This is a genomic window from Edaphobacter flagellatus (assembly GCF_025264665.1).
Lineage (GTDB): Bacteria > Acidobacteriota > Terriglobia > Terriglobales > Acidobacteriaceae > Edaphobacter > Edaphobacter flagellatus.
Map to the genome: position 1 here is coordinate 3,112,036 of NZ_CP073697.1, position 22,737 is coordinate 3,134,772.

Sequence of the window (22,737 nt, forward strand, 5' to 3'; positions counted from 1 at the left end):
GAACCCTCACATACCCTCGTACACATATCCGCGAGCAACTGCGGTAAACATCGCAAGATCGCGCGCCTTCCATTCCTCGCTGCGGCCCAGTTCACGCGCCAGTATATCGGCAACCTTCGGTGCGGCCTCAATCGCAGCACGCGAATCCAGAAACAGCGCCCGCGTCCGTCGCGCCAGCACATCCTCCACCGTCCGAGCCATCTCATGCCGCGCAGCCCACACAACCTCACGCGCCCGGTAGGGGAGCCGCGGATGCAGCAGCTCATTCAGCGAAGCATCCTCTTCCGAAAACTTCACGATCTCCGGCAGATCCGACCCATACACACGCTCCGACTCAACCGGAGCTACCTCACGCGTCCAGCCATGCAGATGCAGCGCCCGCGTCCGCGAGGGCTCTTTCTTCAGTCCCGCTACAGCGGCGGCTTTATTGATCGTGTCCTCACCCATGCGTCGATACGTTGTCCACTTGCCGCCTGTCACCGTAACCAGTCCCGTCGGCGAAACGATGATCGTGTGATCGCGCGACAGCTTCGACGTCGCTCCACCGCCCTTGCGTACCAGCGGCCGCAGTCCCGACCACATGCTCCGTATCTCCTCGCGCTCCGGGCGCCGGCCAAGATATTTGCCAATGTGATCCAGCAGAAAGCTGCGTTCCTTCTCCATCATGTGCGGCTCGACAGAGGCATGATCCACAGCCTCATCCGTTGTGCCGACAACCGTTGCTCTATGCCACGGAATCGCAAACAGAACGCGGCCATCCGATGTCTTAGGAATCATCATCGCGCGGTCCCCAGGCAGGAAATCGCGCGGCAGAACAAAGTGCGATCCCTGACTCACCGACAGCAACGTCTCGTTGTCCTTGTCCATCTTCAGAATATTTTCGGTAAAGACACCCGTCGCATTGATCGTCACCTTCGCACGAAGATCGAACGTCTCCCCGCTCTCGATATCACGCGCACGGACACCTGCTGTCCTGCCGTTTCTTTCAATCAATCCGGCCGCTTCGACGTAGTTGATCGCAACCCCGCCAAGGCCCTCAAGCGTTCGCATCAGCGAAACCGCATAGCGCGAATCGTCAAACTGCCCATCGTGATACAGCACGCCACCACGCAGTCCATCCGACTTCACGCCTTTCAGCATCGCCAGCGTCTTCTCGCGCGAAAGCATCTTCGAAGCGCCAAATGAAAGCTTGCCCGAGAGCAGCTCATACACCTTCAGCCCAAAGCCGTAGTAAGGAAGCCCGACCAGATCGTAGACCGGCACAACAAACGACAAATTGTGGACGATGTGCGGAGCGTTCTCCAACATATGCCCGCGCTCCTGCAGAGCATCCAGGACCAGCGTGATGTTCATCTGCTCCAGGTAGCGCACCCCGCCGTGCACCAGCTTCGTGCTGCGGCTCGATGTCCCCTTGGCAAAATCCGCGCGTTCGATCAACGCCGTCTTATACCCACGCGAGGCAGCCTCAACCGCGGCGCCCAGCCCGGTTGCACCGCCGCCAATCACCAGCACGTCCCACTCTGCCTGTGCCCCCAGCCTGCGCAAAATCTCAGCGCGATCACTCAAGCTTGCTTCTCCTCTTCACGCGCCCAGTCGCCCGCGCGCTCCAACGCTCTGCGCCACGTCGCGCGAACCTTATCGCGATCGCGCGCCTCCATTGCGGGTTTAAAGACGCGATCCATCTGCCACTGTCGCGCAATCGTGTCCTTATCGGGCCAGTATCCGACAGCAAGTCCCGCAAGATATGCTGCCCCAAACACCGTCGCCTCCGCATTCTTCGGACGCACCACTTCAATGCCCAGCACATCCGACTGAATTTGCATCAGCATATTGTTGGCAGCGGCTCCGCCATCCACGCGAAGCTGCGCCAGCGGCAATCCCGAATCCGCCTGCATCGCTTCCAGTACATCGGTGGCCTGCAGCGCAATCCCTTCCAGCGCCGCACGCGCAATATGCGCCCGCGACGTCCCGCGTGTAAGCCCCAGCAGCGATCCCCGCGCATAGGGGTCCCAGTGCGGAGCGCCAAGCCCCGCAAACGCAGGTACCAGCACGACGCCATTCGAGCTCGTCACCGTAGCTGCCAGCTGCTCCACCTCGGCCGAGGTACGAATCATCTGCAGCTCATCACGCAGCCACTGCACCACGGCACCCGCCATCAGCATGCTGCCCTCAAGCGCATACTCCACCGTGTCGCCAATCTTCCACGCTACCGTCGTCAGCAGACGATTCTTCGAGGCCACCGGCTTCGTGCCCGTATTCAGCAGCATGAAGGCGCCCGTGCCATACGTGCACTTCGCCATCCCCGCCGACGTACACATCTGTCCAAACAGAGCCGCCTGTTGATCGCCAGCAATTCCGGCAATCGGCACACCCTGAAGCAAACCGCTCGTCGTTCCGCACACGCCGCTCGAAGCCACCACCTCCGGCAGCATCGAATGCGGCACGCCCAGCAGCTTCAGCAGCTCCTCATCCCACGCCATCGTGTGGATGTTGAACAGCATCGTGCGCGAAGCATTCGTCGCGTCCGTAACGTGCCGCGCGCCGTTCGTCAGCTTCCAGATCAGCCAGCTATCCACCGTGCCAAAGGCCAGCTTGCCTGCTTCTGCCTTCGCCCAAGCGCCATCGACATTCGCAAGAATCCAGTTCACCTTGCTGCCCGAAAAATACGCATCCGGAATCAGCCCCGTCTTCTGCTGGATAGCACTGCCCGCTTCCGCGCGCAGCCGGTCGCAAAACTCCGCCGTCCTCCGGTCCTGCCACACAATCGCGTTGTAGACCGGCTCGCCCGTCTCACGGTCCCACACAATCGTCGTCTCGCGCTGGTTCGTAATGCCGATCGCGGCAATCGCGCGGTCCGTCAGGTCGGCCTTCGCCAACGCCTCGCTGGCCACGCCGCTTTGCGACGACCATATCTCCGTCGGCGAGTGCTCCACCCACCCCGGCTTCGGAAAGATCTGTTTAAACGGATGCTGCGCAATCGAAATGACGGCTCCGCTTTCATCCACAACCATCGCCCTTGAGCTGGTCGTGCCCTGATCGAGCGCAAGAATATATCGCTTCGCCACTAGAAAGTTCTCCTCGTCTTCGCACTGAGAGTCATCACGCCAGTCTGCTGCTCAACCTCGAGCCACTTTACAGCAACTGCCCATACGTGTGAGCCCGCAGTTGCTGCACGTCGTAGAGGACCGTCGAATGCGTTGAAGTTCATCGTTTCCATCCCTCCATAGAGCACAAAAAGCCGTCCCCGCTCCACAACAACAGACAAAGCATTCATCGCTGAATGCTGCCGGTTATTCCAGATCGGGGACGGCTCGTCTCTAGGCTAATGCCGTACGCTATGGACACTAACAAGCCGCCAAAGCCTTGTCAAACCATAACCGGATCTCTTCTGTCGCTAAACCACCCAAAGCCCCGGCCGGCTCAGCGACACTGCATCGACACCAGCCTGCACAAGGCTCTCCACCTGCTTCAGGTCGCTGATCAATCCACCCGCAATCACCTTCAACGTGGGATGCGCCTCGCGAATGCTGTCGAGAACCACCGGCGCCGCAATCGCTGGCAGCAGTTCAACGGCATCCGGCTGAAAGTGAGCAAGAAATCGCTTGGCCCCTTCGACTGCCGCCGAGTCGATCATGAAGGTTCGCAGCACCGTAATCAGGCCGTGGGTGCGCGCCGCCTGCAGCGTTCCATGATGCGTCGAGATAATGCCTGAAGCGTCGCAGTGCGCCAGATACTCCACCGCATACGCATCGCGGGAAAATCCCTGCAACAGATCCGCATTCACCAGAAGAAGTTTCTTGCGCGAGCGCGCAGCCGCAATCATCCGCTCAAGATTCATCGGATTGCCAAACAGCAGATAGACAAGGCGCACCGGAGAAGCCAGCGCACTCTCCAGCGTCTCCTCGCTGCGAACCGCAGCAATGACCGGAGACTCCTTCAGCGCCTCATCCCAAAGCGCCTTATCGCGCACAGGCTTGTTCGTCTTCTTTTCCAGCATCTCCTCAATCCATTCAGCCGGTGGTCAACGCTTTGGAGCAGTCCAGCCCGTCGTCACATGGTTGGCTTCGTTCTGCTGCTTCAGCCAAGTGTACAGAGGAGCGAAGTACTCCAGCATCGGACCTGCATCCAGGTGGTCCTCGCCCGTCATCGCCTTCAGCGTCTCCTGCCAGGGCTTCGACTGCCCGGCCTCCAGCATCGCATTCAGCTTCGCGCCCGCCTCCTTGCTTCCGTAGAAGCTGCAGCGGTTCAGCGGCCCTTTATAGCCCGAGGCATCGCACATCGCCTTGTAGAACTGGAACTGATAAATCCTCGCCAGGAAGTAGCGCGCATACGGCACATTGCCCGGGATATGGTATTTCGCACCCGGATCGAAGTTTGTTTCATCGCGTTCCGTCGGCGGAGCCACGCCCTGATACTTCTCTCGCAGCGCCCACCACGCCTTGTTGTAATCGGCAGGCTTCGTCTCACCGCTGAACACCTGCCACCGCCACTTGTCGATCAGCAGGCCGAACGGAAGAAACGCAATCTTGTCCAGCGCCGTGCGCAGCTGCAGCGGAATATCCGCCTCAACCGGCGGAGCTTCATCGATCAGCTTCAACTTCTTTAGGTAGTCCGGCGTGATCGAAAGCGCAATCGCATCGCCGATCGCCTCATGAAATCCATCATTCGCACCGTTGCGGAACAGGAACGGCTGCTTGCGGTATGCCCGCTGATAGAAGTTGTGCCCTTCCTCGTGATGCACCGTCGTGAAGTTATCCGCATCCACCTTAATGCACATCTTGATGCGCAGGTCCTGATCGTTGTCCACATCCCACGCGCTGGCATGGCACACCACATCGCGGTCGCGCGGTTTGATGAACTGCGAACGTTCCCAGAACGTTGCAGGCAGCGGCTCCAGTCCAAGCGAAGTAAAGAAGCCCTCCCCATACCGCGCCATCTTCTTCCCGGCTTCCAGCTCCGTCACCGGCCCGATCTGCTGCTTCAGCGCAGCCTCCAGGTCGTACATCTTGTAATTGCCCGTCGGCTCCGGAGCAACGATGTCATAGATGTTTCCCCACTCCTGCGCCCACATATTGCCCAGCAGGTAGGCAGGAATCATCCCATCCGGCCGCTCCGCCGCCGCGCCGTACTTCTGAATCAGCTTGAACCGCACATACGCATGCAGCTCTTTGTACAACGGCTCAAGCTGCGTCCACGTGCGCTCCAGCTCCGCCGAAAACTGCGCCGGAGTCATGTCGTACCCAGAGCGCCACAGATCGCCCGTGTCCTTGAACCCGAACTCTTTCGCGCCCTGGTTCGACAGCTCCACCAGCCGCGCATACTTCTCCCGCATCGGCGGCGAGATTCTGTGCCAGCCCTCCCACAACTGCTGCAGCTCCTTCGGGTCGCGCGACTTCGCCATCAGCACATCCAGCTGCTCAATCCCTAGGCAGTCCTCGCCGGTCTTCCCCGCAGGGCAATACTTCCCCTTGCCATACATGCCATCCAGCGACGTACCCAGCTGCGTCAGCTCGGCCACCAGCTTCGGGTCCGTCGGTGAACCATTCAGCCGCAGCAGCATAAACTTGCGCGCCATCTCCGGCGGAAGCTTCATGCCGTTGAAGCGTCGAGAAGCGATCACGATCTCATTCGTCTTCGTCAACAGCCGCTCATTCGCCTTCGCCGCCAGAGCCTCTGTGTCGTCCGTGATGTAGGTCTCCTGCACCCACGCCGCCCGTTGCGCCTCATTCGACAACGCCAGCAGCTCTGCTTCAGCATGCTCAAGAAAAACCCCAGCCTCCGCCACCGTCGGCGGGCCAGCAGGAGCGGGCGAGTGAGTCTGCGCAGCGACAACCGCGCTCAAAGCGAAAACCGGCAACATCCATGAAAGCTTCATGGCCGGAGTTTACCGAAATGCAGGCACCTATGTTCTTTGCGGCCATATTTCTAAATGGTCATACCAATCTCGTGTAATATCTCGCTGAACAGCCAGGAAGCACGGAGAAGCAAGTTATGACCCGTCCCATCTCTCTATCGCTCGTCATCCTCTTCGCATCAGTAACTCTCCCCGCAAGCGCGAAGGTCTGCGACGCCATAGCCTACGGAGCCAAACCCGACGGCGCGACGAAAAACACCACCGCCATCCAGCACGCCATCGACGACTGCGCCTCAGCAGGCGGAACCGTCAAGCTCTCCGGCGGCACCTTCCTCTCCGGCCCCATCGTCCTCAAATCCAACGTCACCCTCGACCTCGCCAGGGACACCACCCTCCTCGGCTCACCCGACCACGCCGACTACCCGAAGAAGACCGAATTCCGCGCCCCCGGCACGCAGTCACTCGTCAGCGCCACCAGCGCCGAAAACATCGCCATCACCGGCTCCGGCACCATCGACGGCAACGGCGAATCCTGGTGGGCCGAAGCCCGCAAGACCAAAAACGCCGGAGTCGTCGGCGCCGTCGACTTCCGCCCGCGCCTCGTCGTCTTCGATCACTGCAAACATGTCCGCATCGAAGGCATCACCATCCAGAACTCGCCCTCCTGGCAGGTCGTGCCTTACTACACCGACGACACCGTCATCCGCAACGTCCGCATTCTCGCGCCCGAGCACTCGCCCAACACCGACGCCATCGATCCCTTCAGCTCCTCCAACATGGTCATCGACCATGTCCTCGCCGATGTCGGCGACGACAACATCGCCATCAAGAGCGGCATCATCAACTCGCCTGGCCCCGACGCGCCCAGCACCAACATCACCATCACCGACTGCGAATTCCTCCACGGCCACGGCCTCTCCATCGGCTCCGAGATCGCCGGCGGCGCCAACAACATCCACGCCGAGCGCATCCACTTCAAGGGCACCGACCAGGGCATCCGCATCAAAGCCAACCGCGACCGCGGCAACCAGGTCTACAACATCAGCTTCAAAGACATCTCCATGGAGGACGTCAAAACCTCCATCCTCATCAGCGAGTACTACCCCAAAGTGCTCCCCGAAGGAGACGTAGCCGCCGCGCCCATCACGCGCCTCACGCCCTTCTTCCACAACATCAAAATCGAGAATGTGAACTCCGTTAAAAGTGGAACCGCAGGCATCATCGTCGGCCTTCCCGAATCTCCCGTCAAAGACGTCATCCTCAAAAACATCAACATCACCGCACAAAAGGGAATGACCATCGCCTACGCCAACGTCGCCGCCTCCGACGTGCACCTCATCATCGCCAACGGAGAAGCCATCACCAAAGGCGCAGCCGCCAACATTGACATCAAGTAACTCAGTGAAGTGTCTGGCTTCCAGGGAGCCCAGGGCTTTAGCCTGGGTCTCTCAACTCATCCAAAGCAGAAGGGGGCTTTAGCCCCTGGGTATACCTCAAGCATTCGCATCAGGCGAAAGAGCCGCCTGTATCTCCGCTGCACTCCTGCCCATGATGCGCAGTGTCTTGCTGCGACTGGCCGCACCCGCCACCAGCGAAACCTTTGTGCGCGGCACACCCACCTTCTCCGCCACAAACGCGATCAACGTGTCATTGGCCTTCCCATCCACCGGAGGCGCATGCAACGCAATCTTCACCGCACCCGCATGCAGCCCAGTCACAGCATCGCGCTTCGCCCCCGGATGCACCCGCACACGCAATGTGCATCCATCCGCAACATCCCGCGCAAACTCACTTGCCGCATCCATCAGGCACCTGCCGCATACACCCGCTTACCAAAGATCGCCGTCCCCACACGCACGCAGGTGCTGCCCTCTTCAATCGCCACGGCAAAATCATTCGACATCCCCATCGAAAGCTGCGTCACCGCCGGATGCCGTTTCACCGCCTCATCGCGCAGCCGCCGCAGCTCGCGAAAGTAAGGCCGCGCCGTCTCCGCATCCTCCGACCACGGAGGAACCGTCATCAGCCCAACCGCCTTCACAAACTCGAATCCGCTCATCGCGTCCAGCAATCCGGCCAGTTCATCCGGTCCCACACCATGCTTCGACTCCTCATGGCTTAGCTTCACTTCAATCAGCACCGGCAGCCGCTTACGCAGAGCCGTTGCCGCCGTCTCCAGCCGCTGCGCAATCTTCAGCGAATCCACCGCATCGATCGCGTCGAACAACTCTGCCGCCTTGTTTGTCTTGTTCGACTGCAGCGGCCCGATCAGGTGAAACTTCGCACCCGCCAGCTCCGCCACGCGCTCGGACTTCTCCTGAAACTCCTGCACGCGGTTCTCGCCAAACAGCCGCTGCCCCGCTGCATAGGCCTCCACAATCGCCTCAACCGGATGCACCTTGCTGACCGCCATCAGCTGCACCGCGCCCGCATCGCGCCCTGCCTTCGCGCATGCCTGGGCGATCTCCTCTTTCAATCGTGCAATGTTTTCTGCAATGCTCATCTAGATTGCATCTTACTTCCTGAAACCACTTTTACGGAGACACGCACATCGCATGTGGACCATCCTTCTGCTTATCGGCTCGAACATCTTTATGACCTTCGCCTGGTACGGGCACCTCAAGTACAAGGAGGTGGCCTTGTGGAAGGTCATCCTCGTCAGCTGGTCCATCGCGCTTTTTGAGTACTGCCTGCAGGTTCCTGCCAACCGCATCGGCGCACGAACCTTCACGCCCGACCAGCTCAAGGTCATTCAGGAGGTCATCACGCTCTCCGTCTTCGGCGTCTTCTCCGTCTTCTACTTCGGCGACCATCTCCGCTGGAACCACGCCGTAGCCTTCTGCTGCCTCATCGCAGGAGCCTTCTTCATGTTCCACAAGTTTTAGAGTTCGTCATAAGCCTGGATGAGTAGTTCATCATGAGCCTGGATGAGTATGGTTGCTCGATATCGAGAAAGTGTCATTCCGAGCGAGCGCAGCGAGCCGAGGAACCCCCCGCATTTTTTGCAGGATGTCGGTCAGAGAAATCTGCTCGGTCAGAGAATTCTTATTTTTGGAGAAAGTACGATCGTCACAGCATAAAAACTAAGGCCAACCCCGCAGGGCTGACCTCAGAATCTCGTAGTTGGCAACGACTCAGTGCCCATGCTCTTCCAGATACTTCTCCACCTCAAGCGCCGCCATGCACCCTGATCCCGCAGCCGTGATCGCCTGCCGATACCGCCGGTCCTGAATATCTCCGCATGCAAACACGCCGGGAATCACCTCGCCGTTCTTCGTCGTGAAGACATTGCTCTTCGTCAGGATGTAGCCGTCCTGATCGAGGTCCATCAGCCCCGCGAACGCCTTCGCATTCGGTTCATGCCCAATGCCCAGGAACATCGCCGAGACGGGCAGCACGGACTCCTCGCCCGTCACCGTATTCTTCAGCTTCAGGCCTTTCACGTCCTTGTCTTCAACGCCCAGCACCTCTTCCACGACGGTTGAGCTCATGAACTTAATCTGCGGATGCGCCATCGCGCGGTCCAGCATGATCTTTGAGGCGCGAAACTTCTCGCTGCGGTTGATCAGCGTCACCTTCGTCGCGAAGCGTGTCAGGAACAGAGCCTCCTCCATCGCCGAGTCGCCTCCGCCGATGACCGCAATCTCCTTGCCTGAAAAGAAGAACCCATCGCACGTTGCGCACGAGCTCACGCCATGACCAATCAGGGCCTGCTCGCTCGGCAGGTTCAGCCACCGCGCGCTCGCACCCGAAGCGATAATAATGGTCCGCGTCTTGATCGTCTCTTTCCCGATGTTCAGCTCATACGGGTGCTTCGACAGATCAATCGAATGCAGGTGAGCCATCTTCAGCTCGGCGCCAAAACGCGTCGCCTGCTTCTTCATGTTTTCGATCAGCTCCGGCCCCTGGATGCCCTCCGGCCAGCCCGGAAAGTTCTCCACCAGGGTCGTAATCGAAAGTTGTCCGCCCGGCTCATGGCCTTCCAGCACCAGCGGCTTCAGGTTGGCGCGTGCGGTATAGATGGCGGCAGTCAGTCCGGAGCAGCCGGACCCCAAAATCACAGTGTCACGTGTCGTGTTTTCACTCATAAACGTTCCCTCAGTGTAAATGCGGCACCGGCGGAAACGATTCAAATGGCCTGCGGCTGAGCCTGATGCCCGTTCGTCTCTGAGCAGCCAGTAACCGGCAAGCCCGACCCGCGCCAGCGCAGAAATCCTGTCAAGCCCCCTGAAATCGTAACCATCTCATTTCAAAGGAAATAAACCCTAAAAAATCTGCCGATTCACTCCACCCGTTTTGCTAGACTTAAATCATCGTCAGCAAAGGAAAGCCCTCAGTCTCCCCGGCTGGGGGCTAACTCTTTTGGAATCTATATTTTTAAGGTTAAACCTTGTCGTTTGAATGTTTTGCCCTGTGCAAAACGTGCAACATATTCATTCTGGATAACTTACTCTCCGCAGGGGAAGGGGGTGGGGCCGACCTCATACAATCAGGCTATGGCAAATCTAACGCTGGTTTATGGAATGCGGCTCCTGCCCGCAGACGAGATCGCCCGAGTCGGCGATGCGCCGATCGAGCTCAAGAACGGCAATCAGGCCCAGGTAACAATGCATGTGCTCGAAGGCAGCCGCGAGCAGATCGAAGCCCAGCTGCGCATGAGCCTCGATGCTTTCTTCGATTTTTATCCGGAGATCTAAGGTCGCTTCCCGTTTTGGAACCAGCCATCTTCTGATCGAGCACGAATGACTCATTTTGGGTCACGCTGCGGACGAAGAAGTAAGCGTGATTCCCGCTCCATCGATAACGCGCTGCTTCCTGCTTGCGCTGACGGCAATAGTTTCATCGCCGCAGGCCAGTCCGGCGCAGGAAACCGCGCCGATGCCGCAAACCGTCGAGGACGCGCTGCATCAGATGTCCGACGCAGCAGGCATCATCTTCGTCGGCGAGGTTACAGCGATCCGGCAGCGCGAAGGGCAGAACGGCTCTTCCGGCATCGTCGAGATCGACTTTCGTATCGACGATGCAATCCGCGCATGCACCACCGGAAACACCTACACGCTGCGCGAATGGGCCGGTCTCTGGTCTGCGGATGAGCCGCGCTATCGCGTAGGCCAGCGCCTGCTGATGCTGCTGCACGCTCCTGGCGCAAGCGGCATCAGCTCGCCGGTCGGCGGCATGACTGGTGTCATCCCGATTCGCGGAACAACATCTGCGCCGCTGGGAGTTTCATCGGCATCGGCTGCCACATCGCCGATGCCGGTGATCGCCGACCTGCGCTGGGTTGGCACACGGCTGGCGCGCACGATTCCAGTAGCCAGCTCTCCGATGGTGACTGCCGCAGACCAGACGAACCGCGGCAACACCGTTGGAGATAATTCCGTCGCGTCGCAGCAGGCTCCGGTTACTGTGGTCGTAAAGATGCTCCGCTCGTGGCAACAGGCCACGCCATGAGGAAGCCTCTATGGATCTTCCTGTTTGTTCTTGCTGCCGCAGGCAGCAGCGCCGCAAGCGGCCCTCGCTGGGTGACTGGTCCGCCGTACTTCAGCCGTCCAGGTTGGCCGATCTTCTGGTACACCGATAGCCCACAGTACTTCACCGATCCCGGCGATCTGAGCCCGTATGTCAACCACACCGCGGCCGATGCGATCGTAGCGGCCGCCGCTGATGTGTGGAACGTTCCGGTCTCCCGGCTGACGCTGGCATACGGAGGCTCTCTCGCTCAGCACGTAAGTTCAGCCAATGTCTATCCGGATACCAACGGCATCGTCTTTCCGGCCGATGTGCAGTCGTCCAACTATCAGGCAAAACAGATTGCCGTCATCTACGACAGCGACGGCTCGGTGACGGATACCCTGCTGGGACAGGGAGCCAGCAGTCCTGGAAGTTGCAGGCAGAATGCAGTCACCGAGAGCGTGGATTCGTTCAGCACGGACGGCTATATCCGGCATGCGATCCTCATCCTGAATGGCCGTTGCACAGGACCTGCTCCGGAGCAGCAGCTGCAGCTGCAGTATCAACTCATGCGCGCCTTCGGACGCGTGATCGGGCTGGCATGGTCGCAGACCAACGATAACGTCTTTACAGGCAATCCAAGCCCGACGTATCAACAGGCGCTGTACTGGCCTGTGATGCATCCGATTGACGTGATCTGCGGGCCATATACCTATCAGTGCATGCCGCAGCCGTTTACGCTGCGCGACGACGATGTCTCGGGGCTCGCGCTGCTTTATCCCGTGCAAAGCTCTCCGGCGCCGGGAAAGACGCTCACCTTCGCGCGCGGGAGTCAGGTCAATGGCACGATCTCGTTTCCGAATGGTCAGGGCATGCAGGGCGTAAATGTCGTGGTTCATCGGCTGGAGCCTTTCTGGAACTATCCAGAGACGTGGGAGTCGGTCTCCTCGGTGTCGGGCTATCTCTACACGCGTAACGGAGGCAATCCGGTATCCGGACCTCCATCCGGATCAGCGACGGCAGGCATGGGACTGGCGTGGGCTCCGCTTGAGGGACAGTTCAATCTCTACCGGATTCCCCTGTATGACTGGGAAGGGTGGCAGAACTTTGTCATCCAGACACAGCCTATAAACCCGCTCTACGTGGGAAGCTTCGCGGTTGGGCCCTATACCTCGAACTCGGTCGCTCCTTCGGGAAGCTTGCTGAATGACCACATTTGGCTGGTGAGGCCGGGCGACTTTTACATTTACAACAGTACGACCGCAGATGCGGCGAACGGGTGCGACAGCTCTGGCGATGGAACGGAGAGGGCGCCAGCACCGGTTCCCTCAACCGGTTGGTGGACGGGAAACCTGTGTTCCTATGGCCACGCGGCATGGTCGGCGATGACGGTGCGGCAGAATCGCAGCTGGACGCTGGAGGTCACAGCTCAGGACGAGAGCGGCTCGCCTTCGACTGCTAAGATGCTCCCCATCATCGGAGTGTGGAATACATCGGACACCATCGGCACGCGCCCTACGGTTGCCGCTGCTCCACAGGCATTCAGCAGTCTGTCGAGCGGCATGACGAGCCTTGCGGTTCCAGGTGCGGCATCACAGCAGCAGCTTCGCCTTGTGATTGCCGACCAGCGCGGCGATGGACGGCCCGACTACGCCTACCAGGCGCGAGTGTTATATGCAGACTCTGTTGCACCGGCGACGGTCCCAGCGGGTGGCGGAGCGGTCACGATCACGGGCATGGGTTTCAGGCCGGGTAATACGGTCACGATCAACGGCATCGCGGCGAGCGTTACAAGCTGGACCGCGAACAGCATCACGGCGATGGCGCCTGCGCTTCATGCTTCGACAGCGATCACAGCCGACGTTGCGGTACGTGACACGTTGACGGGCGCAACCTCGACGATGAGCGGAGCGCTTGCCTATGCGGCGCCGCAACCTGCGTTGGTGCTGTTCTCAGCGCCGCAGGGACAGGCGTTTACTGGAGTGGCAGCAACGCCTGCGTTTGTGGTGCAGGCAATCGCGGCCGATGGTGTCACGCCGATGGCTGGAGTAGCTGTGAACCTGTCGACAGCAGGTGGTCAGGCACGATTTGATGTGTGTGGTGCGGTCGTGTGCACCGTGCTGACAGACGCGACAGGGAAGGTATCGAGCACGGTCACTCCGCTAACGGCGGGGACGATGACACTTTCGGCTGTGAGCAGCGTGGGAAGCGTTGCGTCGAATCTGACTGCCATCGCGCACGTGCAGACGGTGACGGCTTTGGATGCGGCGCTCTACCTTGCGGAAGGGGCGCAGGTGCAATGGACGCCTCAGGTCATGGTCGCCGACAATGCAACGACGGCTGCAGGCGTGCCCGTCGTGTGGAGCGCGGTTACGGACGGGCTGTCCTTTTCGCCAGGCGTCTCCAGCGTGGATGGGCAATCGATGGCACGGACGACGGTTCTCGCCGGACCGATTGCCGGAGGCGTCAGCGTCGCAGGTACAGCATGTGCATGGACGACGATATGCGCTGGTTTCAACGTTTATGGCGTTGCGCCGAATGCGTTGGCGCTTCAAGTAGTGAGTGGCACAGGGCAATCCGTCGTAGCGGGAGTTTCGCTGAGTCCCGTTGTGATGCGAGTGGTAGACCCAGCCGGGCATTCCGTTGCTGGTGCGCCGGTCAGTATTCATCAGGCCGTACAGCCATGGACGCTGCCATGTCCCGAGCAGGGCCGGTGCCCGATTGCTCCGATATTGAATGCAACCAGCTCTGCTCAGATCTCTGCGATCGATGGCACTGTGACGATTGCTCCGCTCGATCTTGCAGGGCAGCCAGAGGTGACACAGATAGTCGTCTCTACGGGGACGCAGGGATTTGTCTCCCTCTCGCTGCAGAGACAGCCGTGAGCATCAGTGCGCGATTATAGGCTGTGTTTGCAGGGCAAATCTGTAAGAATCGTGTCGGTACCCATATCTCGGGCATCAAAAGAGTGGAGTCGAAGTCCGGTGCGATTCGGAGGAGTCACAGATGGCGAGTGCTGTGGGCGATAGCGTGCGCAAGCGGGTGATTGTTATCGGCGGTGGATTTGCGGGCATCAATGCAGCGATGCATCTTGCCAAGCTGCCGGTGGATATTACGCTGGTCGATCGCAGGAACCACCATACCTTTCAGCCGCTGCTCTACCAGGTGGCGCTGGCGGTGCTTTCGCCGGCGGAGATCGCTCAGCCGATTCGCAGCATTCTGCGCGACTATCGCAACATGGAAGTACTCATGGACGAGGCGGTCGGCTTCGACTTGTCTGAACGGCGCGTGAAGCTGAAGACAGGTGCTGAGTTGGAGTATGACTACCTGATTGTGGCCACGGGATCGACGCACTCCTATTTTGGGCGCGATGATTGGGCCCCGCTGGCGCCGGGTTTGAAAACGATAGAAGACGCGACAGAGATACGACGCAGAGTATTGCTGGCATTCGAACTGGCGGAGCGGCAGATGCAGGAGCAAGGCTCGCATCCTCCGCTGAACTTTGTCATTGTTGGCGGCGGCCCGACCGGGGTTGAGCTGGCGGGCGCGATCAGCGATATTGCGCGTCTCTACATGGCTCGCGACTTCAGGCATATCGATCCGGCATCGGCGAAGGTGCTGATCCTTGAAGGATCGCCAAATGTGCTCGCGGCGTATCCGCCTGATCTGCAGAAGAAGGCCGTGGAGCAGCTGGCGAAGCTGGGTGTTGCGGTGCGCACGGGCGCACGCGTGACAGATATTCAGCCCGGGTATGTGATGATTGGCGACGAGAAGCTGGAGTCGGCAGTAACGCTGTGGGCTGCCGGTGTACAGGCTTCGCCTTTGGGCAAGATGCTGGGCTTGCCGGTCGACCGGCGCGGTTGCGTGATGGTGGATCAATTCCTCAATCCAGAGGGGCACCCGGAGATCTTTATCTGCGGCGACCTGGCGCATGTAGAAGAGAACGGCAAATTGGTTCCCGGCGTAGCGCAGCCTGCGATGCAGATGGGAACCTATGCGGCCAAGCGCATTGGGCTGTTCCTTCGCCAGGAGACGACCGGCGACCGCACTGGACTTGATATTCCGTTTCACTACTTTGACAAGGGTGACATGGCGACGATCGGCCGCAAAGCAGCAGTCGCGAATATCAAGTGGCCGTTTACGGCTCGTTGGAGCGGCTTGCCGGCATGGGTGACATGGCTCGTCGTCCATATCTTTTTCCTGATCGGCTTCCGCAATCGCATTGCAGTCTTCCGCCAGTGGGCGTGGACATATCTGACCTTTCAGGATGGCGCGCGTCTGATCACTGGCTCGCAGGAGCTTCCGGGCTGGGATAAGAACTGGAGTGAAGAGCAAGCTTCGCGGACGGTTGATCCTGTCGACAATACCTTCGCGGCACCGAAGACTTAAAGGCGAAGTGTCTCGCCTTCGTTCAGCACGCGGACACGGTCAGTGATGCCGAGGCGTGCAGCCTCAGCGCGCAGGCGTTGCACAGGTTCTTCCATCGGCTCGCGACCCAGGCGAAAGGTCCCGAAATGCATAGGGACCATCCACTGGGCCTTGCAGTCGAGGAAGCCACGTACCGCTTCCTCGGGGCTTACGTGGACGGCGCGGTAGTTGTCGGGGTAGTAGGCTCCGATGGGCAGCAGGGCAACCTGGGGTTGCAGCTGACGGCCGATCTCGGCGAAGCCGTTAAACCATGCCGTGTCGCCGGAGTGATAGACGGAGTGTCTGTCGCTGGAGATGACATAGCCGCCGTATCCGCGATGCATGTCACGGAACATGCGAGCTCCCCAGTGACGGCAGGGCGTCATCGTGATCTGGAGGTCAACGACCTGGGCGCTCTGCCACCAGCTGAGTGTGTGTACGCTGCGGAATCCGCGGGAGGCGACGAGGTCTTCGACGCCGGTGGGAACGAGAATCTCCGGCGTTCTTCCGTACAAGCGGCGGTTGGTGCGAACGATGTAGCGCAGCGAGGCGATGTCGAGGTGATCCATGTGGGCATGGGTTATCAGGACAAGGTCGATGGCGGGCATCAGGTCGGGGAGGCTGCCGGGGCTGCGCTGACGGCGCAAGAGAATCAGGTTTCTGGAGAAGACCGGGTCGATAAGGATGTTGCGTCCGCCAATCTGCAGGAAGAACGACGAATGCCCGATGAAGGTGATCCCCAGCTCATTGGCGGAGACGGCTTCAGGTGGACGCGGCTGGCCGATAATTGGGTTTTCGCGGCTCTCGCGCACGAGCCGCCAAAGCTGGCCCATCTTGATTACGGCGAAGGGGCGCCTGCGCCACACTCGCCTGACGGTATCGTCAATTCGTGCCACGTTACTTATAGATGCTTTCATAGGGCCTGTGGTTCGGCCAATGCTTTGGGTGACCGGAGCCGTTGCTGTCAGGCTACAATCTCAGCACCTCATGAATCTTTACACGGCTGTTATCGCGGCGATTGTTTTGACCCTGCTTGCTGTATCGCTTGCCCGCCTGGGCAAGGTGAAGACGAAGGCAGACTATCTGGTAGCTGGACGTTCGCTGCCTGCCTTTGTGCTGATCTTTACTCTGCTGTCGTCGTGGATCGGGTCTGGCTCGTTGCTGGGCGGCGCCGAGAATGCCTACAAACATGGCTTTGTAGCGCTGTGGCAGGCAGGAGGAGGCTGGGCTGGACTGGTGTTGATCTACTTCATCGCACCGCGGGCGAGGAAGTTTGCGCAGTATACGATTCCAGACCTGCTGGAGGCCCGTTATAACCAGACGGCGCGTGTGCTGGGCGTGATTGCTATCCTGCTGACTTACACTGCGATCACGAGCTACCAATTTATAGGCGGCGGCGACATCCTGCACTTGATCTTTCCGGATATGATTACGCCGATCCTGGGGCGCTACATCATCGCCTGCTTTGTGATCGTGTTTACTGCGATTGCCGGTATGTCGTCGGTGGCTTATATGGATTTGTTCATTGGCCTGCTGGCGACGACGACGATGTGTTTAGCCCTGCCCGCTCTGATTCATAAGGCGGGTGGCTGGCAGGCTGTGCACGCCGCTCTGCCTGCTTCGCACTTCACAACGTTCGACGATCTGAGCGTGATTCAGTGCCTGGAGCTATTTCTGCCGACGTGCCTTCTGTTGATGGGGAATCAGTCGATGTATCAGAAGTTCTTCTCGGCGAAGTCTGAGAAGGATGCGCGAACGGCCGTGGTGGGATGGATCATCGGCACGATCGTTCTGGAGACGGTGATTGTGGCGATTGCGGTGACGGGATCAGCTCTGTTTCCGACAGGTGAGGTGAGCAAGGCCCCGCGCGAGATATTGGCCTACTGCGGACTGCATGGCTTCAGCGAGATGTCCGGGCCATTCCGGCTGTTGGGCGCGTTGTTGATGGGAGCGATCTTCGCCAAGATTATTTCGACCGCGAATAACTGGTTGTTCTCTCCGGCAACGAATCTGGTCAACGATATTTATGTTCGCTATATCAATCCGCAGGCGTCGAATAAGAAGATATTGATCGTTGGGCGGCTGATGGTGGTGCTCCTGGGGCTATGGGCGTTGTTCCAGTCGCTGGGGACGGAGTCGGTGCTGAAGAAGGCGCTGTATGCGTACACGATCTACTCGGCTGCGCTGACGCCGGTGATCCTGGCGGCGTTCTTCTGGCGCAGGGCGACGGCGGCAGCGGCGGTGGCCAGTATTGCCGTCGGAACCGTGGTGACGGTTGCGTGGGACTGGGTTGCGCCTCATATGCCAACAGTGATTGGGCAGCGTGATGCGATCTTTCCGGCTCTGGTAGCGTCGCTGATCTGCCTGGTGGCGGTCAGTTTGGCCAGCGGCCCAGGCGAATCCAGGCAGGCCGAGGAAATTGCCTGAGGGATAATAGGTTCGGAAGAGTTAAGAGGGCTCTTCTTTTTCATCTTGAAGTAACAAATTCACCTAACGGTCACTCAAGACCGATAGCTACGATAGAGTGAACGGGCCCCGTTTTGCGGATAACGATTGATGAACATTCAGCTTTTGCCAGATCTGTTTGCTATGGCCACGTTGTTGACGATTCTGTACTTCCTGAGGAGGCGTCACCCTCAGGAAGGAGTCGGCATGTGGATTGTCGGGCTTCTTTTTATCTTTCTTGAGGCCATCGCCCATGTTTTCTACATGGCCTCGGGGCCCAGACATATTCCGGCACATATCGTGGCGCTGGATTCGTATCTTGCGGCAGGAATGATTTTTCTGTGGGCGGGGGCTAAGGAGCTCTATCCAAGACGCGCGACCCTGGTCTATTTGATTGCGAACTCGCTGCCACTGGCGGCTATTGAGACGACGTATGCCCTGGATATTCGTAGGTCAGGGCCGTATCACGCGGTCGTGGTCTGCGGTCTTGTGGTGGGTTTGGCGACGCCTTTTCTGTTGTCGCGTTCGTTTCGTCTGGGCAAAGCCTGGTGGCTGGTGCTGGCACAACTGGCGATCTGGATTCCTGCATGGTCTGCTGCGTCGCAAGCGCAGTATCGGGATGCAGCCTATCTTCCCCTATTTGTGGTCTATCTCTCGGTCGCGGTCCTGTTTCAGATTAGTTTGCCGCGCAGAAGCCTGGGCAAGATCGCGATTGTGCTGGGCTTCACGGTCTGGGCGGTGGTCTTTTTGCTGCACTCCTGGGTGACGATGCGGCCGCATTTCATTCCTGTTGCCGCTGAGGTATGGGACTGGCAGAAATTCCTGGTCACGATTGGAATGCTACTGGTGATGCTGGAACAGCGAGTCGCCAGTAATGAATGGCTGGCATTCCACGACCAGCTTACCGGGTTGCCGAACAGGAGGTTGTTCGAGGACCGGCTGGAGCAGGCTATTCGGCGCTCGATGGAGAACGGCACAAGGACAGCGCTGATTATGATCGATCTGAATGGCTTCAAGGCGATCAACGATTCGCAGGGACATGATGCTGGCGATCTGTTGCTGCAACAGATCGCGCACAGCCTGCGGCATGCAATACGGTCACCGGATACTCTGGCGAGGCTCGGTGGGGATGAATTCATTATTGTCGCAGTTGATCTTCCTATCGACCGTCCAGTTACTCAGATTGTGCAATCCAGCATGAGCCGCATTCAGGATGCCTTGAAGAAGCCCTTCAAGGTGGCTGGTCAAGAGCAGTTCGTCACTGGCAGCGTGGGGGTTGCCGTGTATCCGGACGATGCCGCTGATGAAGTGTTGCTGCGGCGGCTGGCAGACCAACGTATGTACGAGCAGAAGCGTATGGCCGGAGCATTGGCCGAGACACACTCCTAGATATTGCAGGGAGTGGCAGACTTTCGTCTTTCTTCGCCCCAGGGCGGAAACTCAAAATTCACAGAGACCTTTGGTCTGTTTTCAGCGTCATACCCAAATACAATAGAGCCACAGGAGACTTGTTCATGGCCACAGAGCCCATCATTCAGGAAGTGATCGATTCGTTCCAGTTTTTTGTACCTTCCGTTTCAACCTCGACCGACTTGTTCTTTGCAAAGGAACTGTTCGCTATGCCCCGTAATGACGACGATAGTGACTATGACGATGACGAAGAAGACGAGGATGAGGACGACGAAGAAGAGGACGACGACTACGAAGACGACGAGGATGATGAGTACGAAGACGAGGATGAGGACGACGAGTACGACGATGAGGACGGGGAAGAAGACGAAGACGAGGACGGCTACTACGAAGATGACGACGAGGATGAGGAAGAGGACGAAGACGAGGACGGCTACGATGAAGACCTTCCCCGCGTACCTCGTACCCGTCGAATGTAATCGCTAATCTCTGTTGTTGGCAGAATGTCTATTTCACGAGCTAACTGAAAGGCCGCGCTGTCAGCGCGGCCTTTGTGCGTTTAGTAGCCGTGTTCGGAGACGAGGTTTTCGAGCGGCTGTCCGGCGATGTATCTCCTGACCTGTGCTGCACCAAATCGGAAGGCACGATGGATGAACTCCGGCGTCGATCCAGCCACGTGTGGTGTGATGAGGCAGTTAGGAGCGGACCATAAAGGGTGATCAGCAGGAAGCGGCTCTGGATCGGTAACGTCGAGCGCGGCACGGATGCGATGGGATTGGAGCGCTTCTACTAAAGCCGTAGTATCGACGACGGGGCCACGTGCGGCGTTCACTAGAAGGGCTCCTTTCTTCATCAGCTGAATTTCCGGGGTGCCGATGAGACCGCGCGTTTCGTCGGTGAGTGGAACGATGGCTACGACAACGTCTGCTTTGGGAAGCAATTGGTGGAGCGTACTGATTGGGAAGACCTCGGGAGCCTGTCTTGCGCTGCGTGCGATTCGAAGAATTTGGACTCCGAAGGGTGTTAGCCGCGCTTCAATTGCGGCTCCAATGGAGCCATAGCCGATGATGAGGACCGTCTTTCCTGCGAGATCTTCACCAAGGATGCGATAGAGTCCTGTTTGTGGGCCGGTTTCGTTGAGGTAGCCGTCGGTCACGGCAGCCTGGCCAGCCCATTCGTGGCGCATCTGCAGGTTGCAATAGAGAGGGATGCGCTTGACGGAAGCAAGGATGGCACTCATCACCCACTCGGAAGTGGAGATGTCGTGGATGCCGCGGCCATCGCAGAGAAGGACTCCAGGCGGCAACCAGGAAGTGATCCAGTCGACGCCGGCCATCATGGACTGTATGACCTTTACGCCACGAAGATGGGAAAAGGCCTGAGCTGCATCGCGACGACTGAAGGGAATGATCCAGAAGTCGACATCGACTGCCGCGGTATTGTTGCGAGGGATACGAACAATCTGTGCTTCCGGAGGGAAATCCGACAACAACTCGTCTGCTACATTTTCGTCTATGCCAACACGCACCATGTTCAGAGTGTGCATGAAAGTTTCTAAAAAGAAAAATCACAGATAGGGGTGATGGCATGGTCGCGTTGACAAGGGAAGGTGAGCCGGATATTTTTCGTACTGAAAAGGATTGATCCTGCCCGTTTTCTTCATACTCCACAACTGAGAGATTACACAGAATGTATTTAGGTATTGATTGTGGCACGCAGGGAACGAAGGCTCTACTGATCGACGTGGAGGGAACTGTTCTCGGACGGGGCTATGCCTCTCACGCTTTGATGGAGCGTGAGGATGGGACACGTGAGCAGGACCCACAATGGTGGATTGAGGCACTTTGCACTACGGCGCGGCAGGCTTTGGAGGCTGCAGGCAGCAAGGATGTCCGGGCGATTGGAGTATCGGGGCAGCAGCACGGGCTGGTGGTGCTGGATGAGCATCTTCAGGTAATCCGGCCAGCAAAGCTATGGAACGATACATCCACGGCTCGGCAGAATGCTGAGTTGATCGAGATGCTCGGCGGTGCGAACGCGTGGATGGAGCGTTTCGGCATCGTTCCGCTTACGGGATACACAGCGTCGAAGCTGTTGTGGCTAAAGCAGCATGAGCCGGAGAACTTTACGCGTATCCGCCATATTCTGCTGCCGCATGAGTATCTGAACTTTTGGCTTACAGGGGAGCTCAAGGCCGAGTATGGTGACGCGTCGGGGACGGCATTCTTCGATCCGCGCACGCGCGTGTGGGCGCGAGATGTGTTGGATGCGATCGATGGTGGCAGCGGTCAGCTTGCTGCGGCACTGCCAGAGTTAATTGCCCCGGATCAGATAGTTGGCGTGGTGAGGCCGCAGGTTGCGGATGAGCTGGGGATTTCGCGCCATTGCATTGTGGCTCCCGGCGGGGGCGACAACATGATGGGCGCTATCGGCACAGGGAACGTTCGCGATGGAGTCGTTACTCTGAGTCTGGGGACGTCGTCCACGGTGTACACCCACGCGTCGGCTCCTTCGCGCGATCGAAGTGGAAGCGTTGCGCCGTTCTGCGCATCATCGGATGGCTGGCTTCCACTTGTGTGCACGATGAATGCGACCAATGTGGTTACGCAGACATTGCAGGTTCTGGGGCTGACGGTGAACGATATTGATCCGGCACTCGATGCAACGGAGCCTGGTGCCGATGGACTAACGTTTCTTCCGTTCCTGAATGGAGAGCGAACGCCCGATCTTCCGGAGGCGCGTGGTTCGTTGCTGGGGATTTCGGCGAACAACTTCACACCGCAGAATCTGGTTCGCGTGGTGATTGAAGGCGTGAGCTTCGGTGTACTTGGTGGGCTTGACTTGATTCTGGAAGGAAGAAGAGCCGATGTGATTTATGTGATTGGAGGCGGTTCGCGTTCGAAGGCCTGGCGGCAGCTCCTCGCCGATGCTACGGGAGCAAGGATCGAGGTTCCTGTAGAAGGAGAGGCTGGAAGTCTGGGTGCTGCTGTTCAGGCGATCTACGTTGATGCTGCGCAGAGTAGTAAACCGATAGGCTACGAAGAGCTTGTGGGGCGTATTGTGAAGGTGGATCCTGCGCGTTCTGTTGTTCCACAAGATCATCAACGCGCTCTTTACATTACGGCGATAGAAAGATACCGTAGTCGGTTGCGTGAATTGTATCTATAGGA

At 58.7% G+C, this 22,737-nt stretch carries 20 protein-coding genes; 10 read left to right on the top strand and 10 right to left on the bottom strand.

Features of this window, described 5'->3' with window-relative positions:
- Positions 1 to 6 precede the first annotated feature (6 nt).
- The 5 genes from KFE13_RS13005 to KFE13_RS13025 form a co-directional block, all read right to left on the bottom strand.
- A complete protein-coding gene (locus tag KFE13_RS13005) occupies positions 7 to 1,566 on the bottom strand; it encodes a glycerol-3-phosphate dehydrogenase/oxidase (RefSeq protein ID WP_260703541.1) in 1,560 nt (519 codons plus the stop codon).
- Positions 1,563 to 3,065, bottom strand: coding sequence for a glycerol kinase GlpK (gene glpK, locus KFE13_RS13010; protein ID WP_313900645.1), 1,503 nt, complete (start codon positions 3,063 to 3,065; stop codon positions 1,563 to 1,565). The genes KFE13_RS13005 and glpK overlap by 4 nt, the downstream gene beginning before the upstream one ends.
- Positions 3,065 to 3,208 carry a hypothetical protein gene (locus tag KFE13_RS13015; protein ID WP_260703542.1) on the bottom strand — a complete coding sequence of 48 codons (144 nt, stop codon included), beginning with the start codon at positions 3,206 to 3,208 and terminating at the stop codon, positions 3,065 to 3,067. Before KFE13_RS13015 ends, glpK begins: the two co-directional genes overlap by 1 nt.
- 186 nt (positions 3,209 to 3,394) lie before the next feature.
- Positions 3,395 to 3,997: a glycerol-3-phosphate responsive antiterminator gene (locus KFE13_RS13020; RefSeq protein ID WP_260703543.1), complete on the bottom strand. Its 603-nt coding sequence runs from the start codon at positions 3,995 to 3,997 to the stop codon at positions 3,395 to 3,397.
- 24 nt (positions 3,998 to 4,021) lie between these two features.
- Positions 4,022 to 5,875, bottom strand: coding sequence for a M2 family metallopeptidase (locus KFE13_RS13025; RefSeq protein ID WP_260703544.1), 1,854 nt, complete (start codon positions 5,873 to 5,875; stop codon positions 4,022 to 4,024).
- A gap of 116 nt (positions 5,876 to 5,991) precedes the next feature.
- Between KFE13_RS13025 and KFE13_RS13030 the strand changes: the two genes are divergently transcribed.
- The gene (locus KFE13_RS13030; RefSeq protein ID WP_260703545.1) at positions 5,992 to 7,251 is read left to right on the top strand and encodes a glycoside hydrolase family 28 protein; all 1,260 of its coding nucleotides are present in this window, start codon (positions 5,992 to 5,994) and stop codon (positions 7,249 to 7,251) included.
- A 96-nt stretch (positions 7,252 to 7,347) separates the two neighbouring features.
- Here KFE13_RS13030 and KFE13_RS13035 read toward each other — a convergent pair whose 3' ends face one another.
- Together KFE13_RS13035 and KFE13_RS13040 are read right to left on the bottom strand one after the other, a co-directional pair.
- A complete protein-coding gene (locus KFE13_RS13035) occupies positions 7,348 to 7,659 on the bottom strand; it encodes a DUF167 domain-containing protein (RefSeq protein WP_260703546.1) in 312 nt (103 codons plus the stop codon).
- Entirely contained in the window at positions 7,659 to 8,357 is a 699-nt protein-coding gene (locus KFE13_RS13040; RefSeq protein WP_260703547.1) for a YggS family pyridoxal phosphate-dependent enzyme, read from the bottom strand. Before KFE13_RS13040 ends, KFE13_RS13035 begins: the two co-directional genes overlap by 1 nt.
- A 52-nt stretch (positions 8,358 to 8,409) precedes the next feature.
- Here KFE13_RS13040 and KFE13_RS13045 point away from each other — a divergent pair, with 52 nt between their 5' ends.
- Complete coding sequence (locus KFE13_RS13045) at positions 8,410 to 8,739, top strand: DMT family protein (protein WP_260703548.1); 330 nt, start codon at positions 8,410 to 8,412, stop codon at positions 8,737 to 8,739.
- Between the two features lie 249 nt (positions 8,740 to 8,988).
- Here the strand turns inward: KFE13_RS13045 and trxB are convergent, their stop codons facing one another.
- Positions 8,989 to 9,942 (bottom strand): thioredoxin-disulfide reductase, encoded by a 954-nt coding sequence (trxB, locus tag KFE13_RS13050; RefSeq protein ID WP_260703549.1) that lies wholly within the window; start codon positions 9,940 to 9,942, stop codon positions 8,989 to 8,991.
- A gap of 408 nt (positions 9,943 to 10,350) precedes the next feature.
- Between trxB and KFE13_RS13055 the strand changes: the two genes are divergently transcribed.
- The 4 genes from KFE13_RS13055 to KFE13_RS13070 all read left to right on the top strand — a co-directional run bounded on the left by KFE13_RS13055 (position 10,351) and on the right by KFE13_RS13070 (position 15,694).
- The gene (locus KFE13_RS13055) at positions 10,351 to 10,551 is read left to right on the top strand and encodes an allantoinase (protein WP_186695064.1); all 201 of its coding nucleotides are present in this window, start codon (positions 10,351 to 10,353) and stop codon (positions 10,549 to 10,551) included.
- Positions 10,552 to 10,606: 55 nt separating this feature from the next.
- Complete coding sequence (locus tag KFE13_RS13060; RefSeq protein ID WP_260703550.1) at positions 10,607 to 11,305, top strand: hypothetical protein; 699 nt, start codon at positions 10,607 to 10,609, stop codon at positions 11,303 to 11,305.
- Positions 11,302 to 14,190: an IPT/TIG domain-containing protein gene (locus tag KFE13_RS13065; protein WP_260703551.1), complete on the top strand. Its 2,889-nt coding sequence runs from the start codon at positions 11,302 to 11,304 to the stop codon at positions 14,188 to 14,190. Before KFE13_RS13060 ends, KFE13_RS13065 begins: the two co-directional genes overlap by 4 nt.
- A gap of 121 nt (positions 14,191 to 14,311) precedes the next feature.
- A complete protein-coding gene (locus KFE13_RS13070; RefSeq protein WP_260703552.1) occupies positions 14,312 to 15,694 on the top strand; it encodes an NAD(P)/FAD-dependent oxidoreductase in 1,383 nt (460 codons plus the stop codon).
- Here KFE13_RS13070 and KFE13_RS13075 read toward each other — a convergent pair.
- On the bottom strand, positions 15,691 to 16,608 hold the full coding sequence (locus KFE13_RS13075; protein ID WP_260703553.1) for an MBL fold metallo-hydrolase: 918 nt from the start codon (positions 16,606 to 16,608) through the stop codon (positions 15,691 to 15,693). The genes KFE13_RS13070 and KFE13_RS13075 overlap by 4 nt on opposite strands.
- Positions 16,609 to 16,699: 91 nt before the next feature.
- On the opposite strand from KFE13_RS13075, the gene KFE13_RS13080 reads away from it, so the two are divergent.
- The 3 genes from KFE13_RS13080 to KFE13_RS13090 all read left to right on the top strand — a co-directional run bounded on the left by KFE13_RS13080 (position 16,700) and on the right by KFE13_RS13090 (position 20,046).
- Positions 16,700 to 18,139, top strand: a complete 1,440-nt coding sequence (locus KFE13_RS13080) for a sodium:solute symporter family protein (RefSeq protein WP_260703554.1) — start codon at positions 16,700 to 16,702, stop codon at positions 18,137 to 18,139.
- 129 nt (positions 18,140 to 18,268) lie between these two features.
- The gene (locus tag KFE13_RS13085; protein WP_260703555.1) at positions 18,269 to 19,546 is read left to right on the top strand and encodes a GGDEF domain-containing protein; all 1,278 of its coding nucleotides are present in this window, start codon (positions 18,269 to 18,271) and stop codon (positions 19,544 to 19,546) included.
- 125 nt (positions 19,547 to 19,671) lie between these two features.
- Positions 19,672 to 20,046 (top strand): hypothetical protein, encoded by a 375-nt coding sequence (locus KFE13_RS13090; RefSeq protein WP_260703556.1) that lies wholly within the window; start codon positions 19,672 to 19,674, stop codon positions 20,044 to 20,046.
- An 80-nt stretch (positions 20,047 to 20,126) separates the two neighbouring features.
- On the opposite strand, the gene KFE13_RS13095 is transcribed toward KFE13_RS13090, so the two are convergent.
- Positions 20,127 to 21,113, bottom strand: a complete 987-nt coding sequence (locus tag KFE13_RS13095; protein WP_260703557.1) for a 2-hydroxyacid dehydrogenase — start codon at positions 21,111 to 21,113, stop codon at positions 20,127 to 20,129.
- A 143-nt stretch (positions 21,114 to 21,256) separates the two neighbouring features.
- On the opposite strand from KFE13_RS13095, the gene xylB reads away from it, so the two are divergent.
- Positions 21,257 to 22,735, top strand: coding sequence for a xylulokinase (xylB, locus tag KFE13_RS13100; protein WP_260703558.1), 1,479 nt, complete (start codon positions 21,257 to 21,259; stop codon positions 22,733 to 22,735).
- Positions 22,736 to 22,737: the final 2 nt, after the last annotated feature.